Here is a 15589-nt window from a genome sequence, read left to right on the forward strand (position 1 = left end):
AGTGAGTGAAAAAAAGTGATGGGATTAGCCATCACTTTTTTCATTATATGTATAAGAGTGTTCATGTTAAGCGGAATATATTATTATTAAAAAGATGGATTGGAACTGGAAATGTGGAATCCATCTCAAATACCGTTTTAGAATTTGGAGGAATATATGCAACACCGTAAAAAACTATCTATACCAGGAGTAATGGGACATTCCTTTCAAACAGTTAGATTTGCTTTTTGGAATGTATTAACCTTTCAACTTGTTTATAAATTATTAGCAGCGATTGTATTTGTCCCGCTATTTGGGATCATTTTTAATAAGTTATTGTATTTTGGTGGTTATGCAAATGCAACGAACGATGAATTATTAGCGTTTTTAAAGACACCATACGGCATCTTGGCAATCGTAATTTTGTCATTGTTAGCACTGTTTCTTATTTTTACGGAATTTGCGGTACTTATTATTATTTCGTATTTTGCTCATAAAAGACAAAAGGTGAAATTACGTCCGATTTTATATAAAACGGTAACGTATTTACCTACTCTTTTCACATATTGCTTACCAGGATTTATTTTATATGCTGTCGTATTATTACCTCTTTTAAATATGGGATATGAAACGGCATTAATTCCGCAAATTCAAATTCCTAACTTTATTACAGGAGAACTCTTCAAGACAACGATGGGACAAGTTGGTTATTACACGTTCTTTGCTGTAGTCGCGTATTTGAACCTTCGCTGGATTTTTGTTCTACCTATTGTCGTTTTAGAGCAAAAAACATTTCGCGTGGCAGCACGCAAAAGTGCAGCTTTAGTAAAAGAAAGCTTTTTTAAAGTACTATTCTTTTTAGTAGGTTTTTTCATTTCAATAGGGATTGTGTATATTGTATTTTGGGGAATATATTTATTGTGCCTATGGGGTGTGTATGAATTTACAAACCCGAAAGGAACATTCGCATTGTTAGCTGAATCAACAATGTCTGTATTCCTAACAAGTACATTGTATTTATTTAGCTTTATCGTGACACCATTTTATATTATGGCGATTACGCGATTGTATTTGCAAAAGGTTCCGGTTGAAGATGTTTTACTAGAAGAAGGATTAGACTATTCAAAATCGAAAGCAGATAAATGTTTCTTCCAAAAACATCGTTGGAAATTTATTGGTGTATATATTGTGGGAATTATTACTGCTGGAATGGTCGTTGCCTTCATTGTGACCTTTATTTCAAACACATATAAAGAACCAATTATTATGGCGCACCGTGGATATATATCAAAAGGTGTAGAGAATACGAAAGAAGCAGTGCAAGGTGCCATTGATGCAAAAGCAGACTATGCTGAAATAGATGTCTTGCAAACAAAAGATGGCGAACTAGCAGTCATACATGATTTGAAGTTGAAACGTCTTGCGAATGCGAATGTGCATGTATCAGATTTGACGATGGATGAGCTAAGGGAGCTTACTCTTAGTCAAGATGGGCTCACAGGAGAAATTAGTACATTAGATGAGATTATTAAGCTTTCAAAAAATAAAATAAAACTCAATATAGAAGTGAAGCTTCACGGTAATGAGAAGGACTTCGTAAATAAAGTATTAAAAGCAATTAAAGATAATGACTTTGAGAAACAGTGCGTTATTCAAACGTTACATTATCCGCTCATTAAAGAGTTTAAGCGTGCAAATCCAGATATAAAAGTAGGATATATACTGTATGCAAGTAGAGCTAACTTAAAGAATGTGAAGGCTGATTTTTATGTAGCAGAAGAATACATGTTAAATAAAAAATTAGTAAAAGAAGCAAGGAAGTTAAATAAGCCAATTTACGTATGGACAGTAAATGATATGGAAAGTTTAAAGGCATATTATAAGTTAAACGTAGATGGTATCATTACCGATTATCCTGAAGACGCACGTGAAACAATTAAGATGTTAAAAGAACAAGAAGCTGAAGAAAGCGATATATTTGATAAAATTACAGAAACGACAGAAGACTTGTTTTCAAAATTATTTATAAGTTACCCAGCTGCTGGCTAAATGCTAGTAGCTGTTTTTTTATGAAAAGAATATATTTCTAAAGTATTGTACAAAGTAATAAGTGTATATGTATACGTAACTACTTAGTTTTTTTACATTGTTACGTTATTGTCAAATAATAAATAATAACTATGCATTTTGAATGGATATAATAGAAATAGAGTGATAGATGATGAAGTGGTACGCAGAACTCAATAGAATCAATGTTTTATATATTTACACTATTCTAAATATATAAACTTTAAAAAAATAGTATGTTAGCGTTTTCATAACTTTTAAGTTATGCTAGAATAAGGACATAAGTTATTAATTATTTAAAAAAGAAAAAAGAATTCCTTTTTTCTGTTAATTATAAGGGGGCATTTCATTATGCGTATTGGGGTACCAGCAGAAATTAAAAACAACGAAAACCGTGTGGCAATGACACCAGCAGGTGTTGTACATTTAGTTCGTAACAATCACGAAGTATTCATTCAAAAGGATGCAGGTGTAGGATCTGGTTTCACAGATGCTCAGTATGTTGAAGCGGGAGCAAAAATTGTTGATACAGCTGAAGAAGCTTGGAACATGGAAATGGTTATGAAAGTTAAGGAACCAGTTGAAAGCGAATACAAACACTTCAGTGAAGGTTTAATCTTATTCACATACTTACACTTAGCTCCAGAACCAGAATTAACAAAAGCGTTAATTGAAAAGAAAGTTGTTGCTATCGCATATGAAACAGTACAATTAGAAAACCGTTCATTACCATTACTTGCACCTATGAGTGAAGTAGCTGGTCGTATGGCTGCACAAATCGGTGCGCAATTCCTTGAGAAAAACAAAGGCGGTAAAGGTATCTTACTTGCAGGTGTTCCAGGAGTTAAACGCGGTAAAGTAACAATTATCGGTGGTGGACAAGCTGGTACAAATGCTGCTAAAATTGCAGTTGGACTAGGTGCGGATGTAACAATCATCGACTTAAGTGCAGAACGTCTTCGTCAATTAGATGACATTTTCGGAAACCAAGTAAAAACTTTAATGTCTAATCCTTACAATATTGCAGAAGCTGTAAAAGAATCTGATCTTGTAATCGGTGCAGTATTAATCCCAGGTGCAAAAGCGCCAAAACTTGTAACAGAAGAAATGATTCAATCAATGGAACAAGGTTCTGTTGTTGTAGATATCGCGATTGACCAAGGTGGTATTTTCGAAACAACTGACCGTATTACAACTCATGATAACCCAACTTATGAAAAACACGGCGTTGTTCACTATGCAGTTGCAAATATGCCAGGTGCAGTTCCACGTACATCAACTCTTGCATTAACAAACGTAACAGTACCATATGCAGTACAAATTGCTAACAAAGGCTACAAAGAAGCTTGCCTAGGCAACTCTGCATTATTAAAAGGTATTAACACATTAGAAGGCTACGTAACATTCGAAGCAGTTGCAGAAGCTCACGGTGTAGAGTACAAAGGTGCTAAAGAATTATTAGAAGCAGAAACAGTATCTTGCTAATAGAAGCATTATACAAAACAAAATCGAACAATATATAAAACAACATGATAAGAGCTAAGAGATAATACCTCTTAGCTCTTCTTGGTAAAAGGGGGCATTCATCGTGGCCAACCTATTCAAAAAGAAATCCGTTACGCAATTGTTAGGGGAAAGTAAAAGTAAAACTTTGACGAAAACGCTAGGGGCATTTGACCTAACAATGCTAGGGATTGGTGCGATAATTGGTACAGGAGTTCTAGTATTAACGGGATTAGTAGCAGCAAGAGATGCTGGTCCAGCAGTTATTTTTTCATTCATGATTGCAGCAATTGTTTGTGGATTTGCAGCTTTATGTTATGCAGAGGTTGCATCTGCACTTCCTGTTTCAGGTAGTGTGTACACATATTCATATGCAACAATTGGTGAGTTTGTTGCCCATTTAATGGGGTGGACATTGCTATCCGTATATGTCGTAACGACTGCCGCAGTAGCTGGTGGATGGACGGGTTATTTCAATAACTTAGTGAGTGGATTAGGAATTGAAATTCCAAAAGCATTGTTAACGATTCCATCGCAAGGTGGTATGGTGAACTTACCAGCAGTTATCGTTACGTTGGTGATAACTTGGTTATTATCACGAGGTACAAAGGAAAGTAAGCGTGTAAATAACATAATGGTATTAATTAAAATTGGTATTGTTGTTTTATTCATTGCAGTTGGTGTATTCTACGTGAAACCAGAAAACTGGATACCATTTGCACCGTACGGCTTAAGTGGAGTCTTCGCCGGAGGAGCAGCAGTATTCTTCGCTTTCTTAGGATTTGATGCATTAGCAACTTCTGCTGAAGAAGTGAAAAATCCACAACGTGATTTGCCGATTGGTATTATTGCTTCATTAGTCATTTGTACAATCATTTATGTTGTAGTGTGTCTCGTTATGACAGGTATGGTTTCTTACAAGGAATTAGATGTACCTGAAGCGATGGCCTATGTACTAGAAGTTGTAGGACAAGATAAAGTGGCTGGTGTAATTGCTATTGGAGCTGTAATTGGTATTATGGCTGTAATTTTCGCATACATCTACGCTACGACACGTGTATTCTTCGCGATGAGCCGTGACGGTTTATTGCCAAAATCTTTCGCGAAAATTAACAAGAAGACAGAAGCACCAACATTTTCAGTTTGGTTAACAGGAATTGGTAGTGCTGTAATTGCTGGATTTATCGATTTAAAAGAATTGTCGAATTTAGCGAATATTGGAGCGTTATTAACATTCGCGATGGTTGGTGTAACTGTCATCATTCTTCGTAAAACGCATCCGAAATTACAACGTGGATTTATGGTACCACTTGTACCAATCTTACCGATTATTTCAGTTGCATGCTGTCTATTCTTAATGGTAAATCTACCGTTAAAAACATGGATATACTTCGGTGTTTGGTTGGCAATTGGAGTAGTTGTATACTTTGTATATTCGAAAAAACATAGTCATCTAAAAGAAGATGAAAGTTCGCAGGATAATTTAGAAGAAGCTAATTAAAGGGATATAAAGTTAGTAAGCCTTGTGCGTCTAGGGAGCGCGCAAGGCTTTTTCTTTTGGGAAAATAAAGGAGACCAATGTTATGTTGTCGAATTTTTATGTCGGAATATAAGAAGGGGTGGAAAGATGGAGACGAAAGTTGTCGTTGGAGCAGAGGGATATAATAATAACCCAGGTTGGTTACATACGAATGAAGAAGAATTAAATTTATTAAAAAGAGAAACGTGGCTTAATAAATTTCAGCCTAATTCTTTATCAGTAATTTTGGCTGAACACGTATGGGAGCATTTATCGTATGAAGAAGGTATAGAAGCAGCTAAAATATGCTATGAATTTTTACAAGATGATGGTTACATTCGTTGTGCGGTACCAGATGCATTTTTTCCAAATGAAGAATATCAGCAAGGTGTGCAAGTAGGAGGGCCAGGTCCATTAGATCATCCGGCTGCAAGTCATAAAATTGTACATAACTATAAAACGATTGTATCTATGTTTGAAGTAGCGGGTTTTCAAGTAAAGTTGCTAGAGTATTGCGATGAAAATGGAGAATTTCAGTATAATGATTGGAATGAGCAAGGAGGTTTTATTTATCGATCGAAACGTTTTGATTATAGAAATCAGGATGGTAAATTAGGATTCGCTTCGTTAATTGTGGATGCAGTGAAAGTTAATAAATAAGAAAAGGATGTGCGATAGCTTTCGTGCATCCTTTTTGTATGAAGAGCATGATAGATGCGGAGAATATTTATGTGTTTATTTTGAAACGTGAACGAAATTGTCAAAAAAATCTTACGGATTTTATTGACACATATGAACAGACGCTCATATAATAAGAGTATAAGATATATGAATGATTGTTCATATGTTCAATTAAAGAGGTGAGCTATAATGGCTGGAAATAAAATAGAAACGCAACAGGAAGCATGTTCTCAAACGGTAATTCACGAGGAAATCGTGGATCAAGTAAAACAAACAATTCCGACTGATGAAAGTTTAAGTAAAGTAGCAGAATTATTTAAAGTATTAGGTGACCGTACACGTACGAGAATATTACATGCATTATTTGAAGCTGAAATGTGTGTTTGTGATTTAGCTTATTTATTAGGAATGACGCAATCTTCAATCTCACATCAGCTTCGTGTATTAAAGCAAGCAAAGCTTGTAAAGAACCGTAAAGAAGGAAAGGTAGTTTATTATTCATTAGCTGATCAACACGTAATTCATATCTTCGAGCAAGCGTTTGAACACGTAAACGAGGAAGAATAAAAACGCGAGGAGGGAGAACGATGGCAGAGGCATTAGTGAAAAAGAAACTTATGCTAGAAGGTTTAGATTGTGCAAATTGTGCAATGAAAATTGAAAAAGGTGTTGGGAATATAGAAGGAGTAACGTCTTGTTCAGTAAACTTTGCAACAAAAACGATGCTTTTAGAAACACCGCAAAATAAAGAAAATCAAGTTGTTACGGAAGCGAAGCAACTTGTTACAAAATTAGAGCCGCATATTAAAGTGCAAGAAGAGCAAAAAACAAAATTAATAAAAGAAGTGTTTGTATTAGAAGGCTTAGACTGTGCAAATTGTGCAATGAAGATTGAAAATAAGGTAAAGGAAATGCCAACAGTTTCAGAAGCGACTGTTGATTTCGTATCAAGGAAATTACGAGTAGAAGTTGCAAATAAACGAGAACTTGAATCGACTGTACAAAATATAAAAAATGTTGTTCAAAAGTTAGAGCCTGATGTAAAAGTTGTTCGTGAAGAGGAAAAAGGACACGACCACGGCCATGATCATGGTGATGGAAATGTGAAAAAGATGATAGGACGATTAGTAGTCGGCGGAATTTTGACAGGAATTGCTGCATTAGCTGGATTACCGCAAATGATAACAATTCCATTATTCGTCCTTGCGTATCTATTAATTGGTGGAGATATCGTTTGGAGAGCGGTAAGAAACATAACTCGCGGCCAAGTGTTCGATGAAAACTTTTTAATGGCAATTGCAACTTTAGGAGCTTTCGCGATTCAACAATATCCAGAAGCGGTAGCAGTTATGCTATTTTATCAAGTAGGGGAACTGTTCCAAAGTATTGCAGTAAATCGTTCTCGAAAATCAATTACGTCATTAATGGATATTCGTCCTGACTATGCGAATGTGAAAGTTGGAAACGAAACGAAACAAGTATCACCAGAAGATGTGCAAATTGGTGAGTATATTATCGTAAAACCAGGTGAAAAAGTACCGTTAGACGGGAAAGTAATTGAGGGAACATCAATGATGGATACTTCAGCGTTAACAGGTGAGTCTGTACCGCGAGAAGTGGAAGTTGGTAATGACGTATTAAGTGGTTTTGTAAACCAAAATGGTGTATTAACTGTTGAAGTTACAAAAGAGTTCGGTGAATCGACTGTATCGAAAATTTTAGACTTAGTACAAAATGCAAGTAGCAAAAAAGCGCCAACAGAAAACTTTATTACGAAGTTTGCACGTTATTATACTCCTGTTGTAGTTATAACAGCGGCAATAATGGCATTTATTCCACCACTTATTTTAGAGGGTGCTACATTCTCCGATTGGATTTACAGAGCTTTAGTGTTCTTAGTAATCTCTTGTCCATGTGCGCTCGTTGTATCGATTCCTCTTGGATTCTTTGGCGGTATTGGTGGGGCATCTAAAAGTGGTATTTTAGTAAAAGGAAGTAACTATTTAGAAGCATTGAATGATGTGAAATATATCGTTTTTGATAAAACAGGAACATTAACAAAAGGTGTCTTTAAAGTTACGAAGATGGATCCTAGTGAAGGTACTACAGCTGAAGAACTATTAGAATATGCAGCATTTGCAGAAGTATATTCAAATCATCCAATTGCACAATCTATTCGAAAAGCATATGGAAAATCAATCGATGAAAATGCTATTGAAGACTATAGTGAAATTTCTGGTCATGGTACGGTTGTAAAAGTACAAGGAAAAGAAATTTTCGCAGGTAATGCAAAGTTAATGAAGAAAGAAAATATTACATTTAAGCAGCCAGAAACAGTAGGTACACTCGTTCATGTTGCTGTAGATGGTAAATATGCGGGTTACATTGTTATCTCTGATGAGGTAAAAGAGGATTCAAAACAAGCAATTCAAAAGTTAAAAGAACTAGGTATTAAGAAGACAGTCATGTTAACTGGTGATGCAAAATCAGTTGGTGCAGCTGTTGGTAAAGAATTAGGTTTAGATGAAGTTCATGCCGAATTATTACCACACCAAAAAGTAGAAGAAATCGAAAAAATTGATGCAGCAAAACGTGGTAAAGAAAAGATTGCATTTGTTGGTGATGGTATTAATGATACACCAGTATTAGCACGAGCAGACGTTGGTATTGCGATGGGCGGTTTAGGGTCAGATGCAGCAATTGAAGCTGCTGACATCGTTATTATGACTGATGAGCCTTCAAAAATTGTGACAGCAGTAAAAATTGCAAAACGTACACGTAGCATCGTATGGCAAAATATTATATTTGCATTAGGGGTAAAAGGGTTAGTGTTATTACTCGGCGCCTTTGGTATTGCAACAATGTGGGAAGCAGTCTTCTCAGATGTTGGTGTGACGCTACTTGCAGTTTTAAATGCAATGCGTGTACTGAGAGTGAAAGATTTATAAAAATAAGAGAGGGCGCGATTACGCCCTCTCTTATTTTTATTATTTTACTGTGTTATTGAGGATGACTGTTGGTAACGTAATATTGAAAAAAACAGAGAAGGAGAAACTTCTCTGTTTATTTTTGTATATTTTTCGCAACCTTTTCTCGAACAGTTTGAATATAATTCATTTTATGATCCCAACATTCTTGGCTTAAATCGACAGGGTACTCTTCAGGGTTTAAAGTTCGCATATACTCTTCCCAAAATAGTGAGAGGCTGCGTTCGTTATATTTTTGGATATCTAATATATTGGGTAATTCATACGTTCTTTTACCGTTAACGAAAATATCTTGATGCAGTTCGCGTGCTTCAAAGTTTGTTACGAATTTACTTATATATGTGTGAACAGGATGGAACATTTTTAAACGTTCTTCTTTTCCAGGTTCTTCTGACTCTAACGCAATATAATCGCCTTCTGCATGATCGTTAACACGGTTAATAATACGATAAATTCGTTTAAGTCCTGGAGTGGTAATTTTTTCAGGGTTAGATGAAATTTTAATTGTATCATTTAATTTTCCGTCAGTATCTTCAATAGCGACTAGTTTGTAAACAGCCCCTAATGCTGGTTGCTCAAAGGCTGTAATCAGCTTTGTGCCAACACCCCATACATCAATCTTTGCCCCTTGAGATTTCAAATGCATAATCGTATATTCATCTAAGTCGCTAGAAGCGATAATTTTTGTGTTTGTAAATCCAGCTTCATCAAGTTGTTTTCTTGCTTCCTTTGATAAATATGCCATATCACCACTATCCAAGCGAATGCCATAAAAATTGATACGATCCCCGAATTCTTTTGCGACACGAATCGCATTTGGAACACCAGATTTCAAAGTGTCGTATGTATCGACGAGAAATACGCATTTTTTATGTGTTTCAGCATATTTTTTAAACGCAACATATTCATCACGATATGCTTGAACGAAAGAGTGGGCATGTGTGCCGGCTACAGGGATGCCAAAGCGTTTCCCTGCCCGAACGTTACTTGTAGAAGAGAAACCGCCAATGAAAGCAGCTCGTGTTCCCCAAAGGGCAGCATCAAACTCATGAGCACGTCTTGTACCAAACTCTAAAAGTTCATCATTATTTGCAGCGTGCTTCATACGTGCAGCTTTTGTAGCAATTAATGTTTGGTAATTTACAATATTTAAGAGGGCGGTTTCAATTATTTGTGCCTCGCCAAGTGGTGCATCGACACGTAATAAAGGCTCATTATTAAAAACAACTTCGCCTTCTTGCATACTACGAATTATTCCAGTGAACTTCATATTTTGTAAATAATGAAGGAAGTCTTCTTCAAATTGCAGCTCGGCTAAATAAGCGAGATCACTTTCGGTAAAGCTGAAATTTTCTATGTACTCTACAATTTTTTCAAGCCCAGCAAAAACAGCATAGCCGTTTTCAAACGGAAGCTTTCGAAAGTATAGATCAAAAACAGAACGGCGAGTATGAATACCATCTTTCCAATATGTATAAGCCATGTTGATTTGATATAAATCTGTATGTAAGGCGTAACTATCGTCTTTATAATGATTCATTGCGAAAACACCTCCGTAATTTGGTTATAGTATACCAATTTTTCCCCTTTCGTAGCAAAGAAGTAATAGGGGATTGAAGTCAAGAGAGAAAAAAATGAAATAATGCATATTTTTTAGAAAATTTACATTTATCAATTTATATTTCTTTAGATTTTATGTATTATTAGAGTAATGGGGGTAATGAGAATGGAGGAGGACAATGCAACAAACATTAGAAAAAATAGGCAAGCAAGTCTTTTATAAACGGCTACAGCAAAAAATGACACAAGAAGAATTATGTCAGGGCATTTGTTCTGTCTCATACTTAAGTAAGATCGAAAATGGAAAGATTGAAGCATCAGAAGAAATTCTACAATTGCTCTGCACAAGACTAGAAATTGCTGTGACGGATTTGAGAGATGTAGAAGAAGATGTGAAGGTGAAGTTGGACGAGTGGTTGAATGCATTAATCCGTTTGGACAAGGCACAGGTTGAACGTATATATAATGAATTACAAGAAGATATGCAACATGTTTTAGATTTTGAAATTATAAATTATTATAAACTACTTAATATACGTTATTTAATGATAAAAAGGGACTTGCTGACGATTGCAGAAGAGTTGGAGAAACTTAAGAAGGCATATAAGAAATTCTCACCTTTTCAGAAGTTGTTGTATACGTATAGTAAAGGATTATTATGCTGTTTACAATATAAGTGGAAAAAGGGATTAAGTTATTTGTTAGAGACAGAAATCATGGCAAAAGAGCTAGGATATCATGAGACAGGAATTTATTATAATATCGCTCTTACTTATAGTCATTTGGAAATCCAACATCTTACGTTGCATTTTGCAAATATTGCACTAGAGGCATTTAGAAATGAGTATAAATTTAGGAACGTGATAAACTGTCAAATTCTTATTGCATTAAGTTATGCGGAACAAGGGCAATATGAAGAAGCTTTAGAAATGTATGAGAGTATACTGAGGGAATCAGGGGCTTTTGCAGATAAAGACGTTCTAATGGATATTACTTTAAGTAATATTGGGAATATATACTATAAAAAGAAAACATATAATCAAGCGAAAGATTATTATTTAGAGAGTTTACAACTTCAAAAACAAATAGATTTAAATTATATAGACACATTATATGAAATGGCATTAGCGTGTATTAAATTAGAGCAGTTTGAAGAAGCAAGAGAATGGATTGAGAAAGGTATTGGCGCTGCTAAACGTGAAGAGAGATTTAATACAAAATTGTATTTACTGCTTATGCTTCGAAATAAGTATTTTGAAGAGGCGCGAGAGTATAAACAATTTCTAGAATTAGAAGCTATTCCGTTTTATAAATCAGCAGGTAATAAAATAGAACTGAAGAAAGTATATGTGGAGCTTGCGGAATATTTTTCGAAGTTACTAAACTTTGAGCAAAGTAATCACTATTATAAGCTAGTTATTGAAATGTTAGAAAAGCATAAGGAGGATGAAAAATGAAAAAAGCATTAGCTGGAATTTTAGCAGTTGTAGTAGTACTTACAATTGTCGGCGGAGTACAGTATACGAGTAAGCCGGATACTTATGGATTAGATGCTAGTGTATCACAAACTGTAAATGTATGATAATGAAAAACCCCTTTCCAAACGGAAAGGGGTTTCTCATTATTTGTTCCCTAAAATTCTACAAAACTTGAGAAAAAAGTTATTTGAATTTTTAGTATATTAATAGTGGAAACATAATGCTAATATGAAATTACTCTTTTTCAAAAATTTTTTATTAGGGGGAAGGTTATATGAAAAGGAAGAGTTTAGCGTTAGTGTTAGCGACAGGAATGGCAGTTACTACATTTGGAGGGACAGGCTCTGCATTTGCGGATTCTAAAAATGTGCTCTCTACAAAGAAGTACAATGAGACGGTACAGTCACCTGAGTTTATTTCTGGTGATCTAACTGGAGCGACTGGTAAGAAAGCGGAATCTGTTGTGTTTGATTACTTAAACGCGGCAAAAGGTGATTATAAGTTAGGAGAAAAGAGTGCCCAAGATTCTTTCAAAGTGAAACAAGTGAAAAAAGATGCTGTAACTGATTCAACAGTAGTACGTATGCAACAAGTTTACGAGGGAGTACCTGTATGGGGGTCTACTCAAGTAGCTCACGTAAGTAAAGATGGTTCTTTAAAAGTACTGTCTGGAACAGTTGCGCCTGATTTAGACAAGAAGGAAAAGTTGAAAAACAAAAATAAGATTGAAGGCGCAAAAGCAATTGAAATCGCGCAACAAGATTTAGGGGTAACACCTAAATATGAGGTGGATCCAAAAGCGGACTTATATGTATATCAAAATGGTGAAGAAACAACATATGCATATGTTGTGAATTTAAACTTCTTAGAGCCAAATCCAGGAAACTATTACTATTTCATTGAAGCGGAAAGCGGTAAAGTGTTAAATAAATATAATAAACTTGATCATGTAACGAATGATGATAAGTCACCAGTTAAGCAAGATGCTCCTAAACAGGAAGCGAAAGCGGTTGTAAAGCCTGTAACAGGAACGAATAAAGTGGGAACTGGTAAAGGTGTATTAGGAGATACGAAATCGCTTAATACAACGTTATCTGGATCATCTTACTACTTACAGGATAATACGCGCGGAGCAACGATTTTCACATATGATGCGAAAAATCGTTCGACGTTACCAGGAACATTATGGGCAGATGCAGATAATGTTTTCAATGCAGCATATGATGCAGCGGCAGTTGATGCTCATTACTATGCAGGCAGAACATATGATTACTATAAAGCTACATTTAACCGAAATTCTATTAATGATGCGGGAGCACCATTAAAATCAACAGTTCATTATGGAAGTAAATATAATAATGCGTTCTGGAACGGCTCACAAATGGTCTACGGAGATGGTGATGGTGTAACATTTACTTCGTTATCTGGTGGCATTGATGTAATTGGCCATGAATTAACACATGCTGTTACGGAAAACAGTTCAGATTTAATTTATCAAAATGAATCAGGAGCGTTAAATGAAGCAGTTTCTGATATTTTTGGTACGTTAGTAGAGTATTATGATAACCGTAACCCAGATTGGGAGATTGGTGAAGATATTTATACACCTGGTAAAGCGGGAGATGCACTTCGTTCTATGAGTGATCCTGCAAAGTATGGTGACCCAGACCATTATTCTAAGCGTTACACTGGTTCAAGTGATAACGGTGGAGTTCATACAAACAGTGGAATTATTAACAAACAAGCTTATTTATTAGCAAATGGCGGTACGCATTCTGGTGTAACTGTAAATGGTATCGGCAAAGATAAATTAGGTGCAATTTACTACCGTGCAAATACACAGTATTTCACGCAATCTACTACATTTAGCCAAGCGCGTGCTGGCTTAGTGCAAGCAGCAGCTGATTTATATAGTGCTAGCTCTGCAGAAGTAGCAGCAGTTAAGCAATCATTTAGTGCTGTTGGTGTAAACTAAGATATTTCTATTCGTAAGAGATATATATTAATAGAATATACTTCAAAAAATAAAGAAGGAGCCTATGCTCCTTCTTTATTTTTTTCTCCATTTTTTCCACAAATAAAATAATCCAACACAACCTGCGATTGTAATAATCCATTTCGCTTCATTTGTTCCGTTAATGACATGATATGCAGAATATACTTCAATCAATAAGGCTGGTACTTTCCCTATTGTACTGGCAATACTGAAAGAGAGTAATGACATTTTGCCGAGAGCTGCAAATAAAGTAACAATACTGGACGGAATGAAAGGAATAAAACGAAAAGATAGGACGAGTAGAAATGCCTCTCTGCCTTCTACGTAAAGAAGACGTTCTACCTTTGGATACTTATTTACTTTATCGTGAGTGAACTTTTGAAGGCCTATGCGATAAATATAAAACGAGATAATAGCCCCTAATGCCTCACCTGAGATCGAAATGATTGTGCCATTTGTTACACCGAAGAGCTGTATATTAATGGCGGTCAAAAAAATACTAGGGATAAAACCTAAAAGACTGATGATGATGTTGATTAAGATACTAAGTGGAATTGCGATTGAATAATAGTCTGTTAAGAAGTTTTGAATTGTTTCAGCCATTTTATAAAATCCTTTATCTTTTTTTGCATTACACCATATTTCCATTGTATAGGCAAGTGCAAATTTACATAATGTAGAAAACAGTTGATAGAAAGGGATTTATATACCTTATATAGGTATTGGGTATATAAAAGTAGGGGTATATTTTTTCTGTTTAAAAAACACTCCATAAATCCTATATTTAAAGGGTTTATGGAGTGTTGTGATTGGTGTTTTTATCTGGGAAATAATTAAAAAAACATGGGGGTATATTTTAAGGGGGGCGAAAAACAGTGATTTGATGAAAGGGGATTGGAAAATATAGTGAAATGAATGAGGGATTTTAAAATTGTATACATTTTTCTTTGTGAAATTGACTTTTAGTGGAGTTACGATAATAATCATGGAAGAGGTGATACGATGAAACGACTAAGTAGTCTTTTCCTAAGTAGTTTATTAGCACTAATGCTGATTTTAAGTGGATGTGCAGGAAAAGAACAAAAAACAGAAAAACCAAAAGAGGATCATTCTACATCAGTAGAAAAAATTAGTGATAATATTTTAGATGAAATGGAAGGGCCACCTAAAAATGGTCATACGATTGAAAGGCATGTAGGAAAATCAGAAGAGGATTTGAAGAATCGTTTGAAGACAGATAAAGTTTCAGCGGCAAGTACATACTATGATAAGGAAACAGCGACAAAGGCTGTGAAAGATAGTTTAAAACAACATGATAAAGAAATTCAGGATTGGTTGAAAAACTCTAAAGAGACTCGCCTTGTATTGAATACAACTCATTCATTCCCAGTTGGAAAAACAGTAATAAAGAAAAATATGAATGTAAAAGACAAACTAGTAAAGACTGTTACTGTTTTAGCGAGAGATAAATCAGGAGATCTAGGATTTAAGATTATTACTTCTTATCCATCAGATAAATAAAGGGGGGAGTATATATGTATCCAACATTACAATACTTTCTTAAATCATACTGTACGTTAAGTATTCATGAGGATGAAATAGTAAGCGTGATGGAAGAGTTCATAGAGCAAGAAGACGAAGAAATTGTTTTGAAATTACGCGATGAATTAGTAAATATGAAGAAAAAGAACGCGTGGGAAGAAGCGTGCGTATTAGCTGCGAAGCAAGGGAATCGTATGTGGTCTTTAGAAGAAACGAAAGACCATCTTGAAACTTTTTTACTATTATTGCAAAAGAAAAAGGCGTGAGTAGATCACGC

14 protein-coding genes are annotated in these 15589 nt (G+C 35.2%); 12 read left to right on the plus strand and 2 right to left on the minus strand.

Annotation, left to right across the window (positions count from 1 at the left end; genetic code table 11):
• The first annotated feature begins 5 nt into the window (after positions 1–5).
• The 7 genes from MHI07_RS02870 (at position 6) to MHI07_RS02900 (ending at position 8697) form a co-directional block, all read left to right on the plus strand.
• Positions 6–170: a hypothetical protein gene (locus MHI07_RS02870; protein ID WP_171902543.1), complete on the plus strand. Its 165-nt coding sequence runs from the start codon at positions 6–8 to the stop codon at positions 168–170.
• A complete protein-coding gene (locus MHI07_RS02875; protein WP_016103501.1) occupies positions 157–2028 on the plus strand; it encodes a glycerophosphoryl diester phosphodiesterase membrane domain-containing protein in 1872 nt (623 codons plus the stop codon). The genes MHI07_RS02870 and MHI07_RS02875 overlap by 14 nt, the downstream gene beginning before the upstream one ends.
• Positions 2029–2397: 369 nt before the next feature.
• Positions 2398–3531: an alanine dehydrogenase gene (ald, locus tag MHI07_RS02880; protein WP_002159339.1), complete on the plus strand. Its 1134-nt coding sequence runs from the start codon at positions 2398–2400 to the stop codon at positions 3529–3531.
• A gap of 103 nt (positions 3532–3634) precedes the next feature.
• Positions 3635–5050, plus strand: a complete 1416-nt coding sequence (locus tag MHI07_RS02885) for an amino acid permease (RefSeq protein WP_002159338.1) — start codon at positions 3635–3637, stop codon at positions 5048–5050.
• A 126-nt stretch (positions 5051–5176) separates the two neighbouring features.
• Positions 5177–5728, plus strand: a complete 552-nt coding sequence (locus MHI07_RS02890) for a class I SAM-dependent methyltransferase (protein ID WP_002159337.1) — start codon at positions 5177–5179, stop codon at positions 5726–5728.
• Positions 5729–5938: 210 nt separating this feature from the next.
• Positions 5939–6316: an ArsR/SmtB family transcription factor gene (locus MHI07_RS02895; RefSeq protein ID WP_002113975.1), complete on the plus strand. Its 378-nt coding sequence runs from the start codon at positions 5939–5941 to the stop codon at positions 6314–6316.
• Positions 6317–6336: 20 nt separating this feature from the next.
• The gene (locus MHI07_RS02900) at positions 6337–8697 is read left to right on the plus strand and encodes a heavy metal translocating P-type ATPase (protein WP_078180307.1); all 2361 of its coding nucleotides are present in this window, start codon (positions 6337–6339) and stop codon (positions 8695–8697) included.
• A 115-nt stretch (positions 8698–8812) separates the two neighbouring features.
• Here the strand turns inward: MHI07_RS02900 and MHI07_RS02905 are convergent, their stop codons facing one another.
• Positions 8813–10276, minus strand: coding sequence for a nicotinate phosphoribosyltransferase (locus MHI07_RS02905; protein ID WP_002159335.1), 1464 nt, complete (start codon positions 10274–10276; stop codon positions 8813–8815).
• A gap of 199 nt (positions 10277–10475) precedes the next feature.
• Between MHI07_RS02905 and MHI07_RS02910 the strand changes: the two genes are divergently transcribed.
• The 3 genes from MHI07_RS02910 (at position 10476) to MHI07_RS02920 (ending at position 13749) form a co-directional block, all read left to right on the plus strand.
• Positions 10476–11753, plus strand: coding sequence for a tetratricopeptide repeat protein (locus tag MHI07_RS02910; RefSeq protein ID WP_340821843.1), 1278 nt, complete (start codon positions 10476–10478; stop codon positions 11751–11753).
• Positions 11750–11878 carry an NprX family peptide pheromone gene (locus tag MHI07_RS02915; RefSeq protein ID WP_002159333.1) on the plus strand — a complete coding sequence of 43 codons (129 nt, stop codon included), beginning with the start codon at positions 11750–11752 and terminating at the stop codon, positions 11876–11878. Before MHI07_RS02910 ends, MHI07_RS02915 begins: the two co-directional genes overlap by 4 nt.
• A 170-nt stretch (positions 11879–12048) precedes the next feature.
• Positions 12049–13749 carry a M4 family metallopeptidase gene (locus tag MHI07_RS02920; protein ID WP_340821846.1) on the plus strand — a complete coding sequence of 567 codons (1701 nt, stop codon included), beginning with the start codon at positions 12049–12051 and terminating at the stop codon, positions 13747–13749.
• Between the two features lie 75 nt (positions 13750–13824).
• On the opposite strand, the gene MHI07_RS02925 is transcribed toward MHI07_RS02920, so the two are convergent.
• The gene (locus tag MHI07_RS02925) at positions 13825–14373 is read right to left on the minus strand and encodes a TVP38/TMEM64 family protein (RefSeq protein ID WP_002159331.1); all 549 of its coding nucleotides are present in this window, start codon (positions 14371–14373) and stop codon (positions 13825–13827) included.
• A gap of 399 nt (positions 14374–14772) precedes the next feature.
• Here MHI07_RS02925 and MHI07_RS02930 point away from each other — a divergent pair, with 399 nt between their 5' ends.
• Both MHI07_RS02930 and MHI07_RS02935 read left to right on the plus strand, forming a co-directional pair.
• Positions 14773–15291: an RNase A-like domain-containing lipoprotein gene (locus MHI07_RS02930; protein WP_340821848.1), complete on the plus strand. Its 519-nt coding sequence runs from the start codon at positions 14773–14775 to the stop codon at positions 15289–15291.
• Between the two features lie 14 nt (positions 15292–15305).
• Positions 15306–15578, plus strand: coding sequence for a hypothetical protein (locus MHI07_RS02935; RefSeq protein ID WP_002113995.1), 273 nt, complete (start codon positions 15306–15308; stop codon positions 15576–15578).
• Positions 15579–15589 lie beyond the last annotated feature (11 nt).

Origin of the sequence: Bacillus sp. FSL H8-0545 (genome assembly GCF_038006105.1) — a bacterium.
Classification (GTDB): Bacteria; Bacillota; Bacilli; order Bacillales; family Bacillaceae_G; genus Bacillus_A; species Bacillus_A cereus_U.

Excerpts from the sequence above, each read along its gene's own strand:
- MHI07_RS02875 (WP_016103501.1), top strand. The coding sequence starts at position 157 with ATGCAACACCGTAAAAAACTATCTATACCAGGAGTAATGGGACATTCC.
- ald (WP_002159339.1), top strand. The coding sequence starts at position 2,398 with ATGCGTATTGGGGTACCAGCAGAAATTAAAAACAACGAAAACCGTGTG.
- MHI07_RS02890 (WP_002159337.1), top strand. The coding sequence starts at position 5,177 with ATGGAGACGAAAGTTGTCGTTGGAGCAGAGGGATATAATAATAACCCA.
- MHI07_RS02895 (WP_002113975.1), top strand. The coding sequence starts at position 5,939 with ATGGCTGGAAATAAAATAGAAACGCAACAGGAAGCATGTTCTCAAACG.
- MHI07_RS02900 (WP_078180307.1), top strand. The coding sequence starts at position 6,337 with ATGGCAGAGGCATTAGTGAAAAAGAAACTTATGCTAGAAGGTTTAGAT.
- MHI07_RS02905 (WP_002159335.1), bottom strand. The coding sequence starts at position 10,276 with ATGAATCATTATAAAGACGATAGTTACGCCTTACATACAGATTTATAT.
- MHI07_RS02910 (WP_340821843.1), top strand. The coding sequence starts at position 10,476 with ATGCAACAAACATTAGAAAAAATAGGCAAGCAAGTCTTTTATAAACGG.
- MHI07_RS02915 (WP_002159333.1), top strand. The coding sequence starts at position 11,750 with ATGAAAAAAGCATTAGCTGGAATTTTAGCAGTTGTAGTAGTACTTACA.
- MHI07_RS02920 (WP_340821846.1), top strand. The coding sequence starts at position 12,049 with ATGAAAAGGAAGAGTTTAGCGTTAGTGTTAGCGACAGGAATGGCAGTT.
- MHI07_RS02925 (WP_002159331.1), bottom strand. The coding sequence starts at position 14,373 with ATGGCTGAAACAATTCAAAACTTCTTAACAGACTATTATTCAATCGCA.
- MHI07_RS02930 (WP_340821848.1), top strand. The coding sequence starts at position 14,773 with ATGAAACGACTAAGTAGTCTTTTCCTAAGTAGTTTATTAGCACTAATG.
- MHI07_RS02935 (WP_002113995.1), top strand. The coding sequence starts at position 15,306 with ATGTATCCAACATTACAATACTTTCTTAAATCATACTGTACGTTAAGT.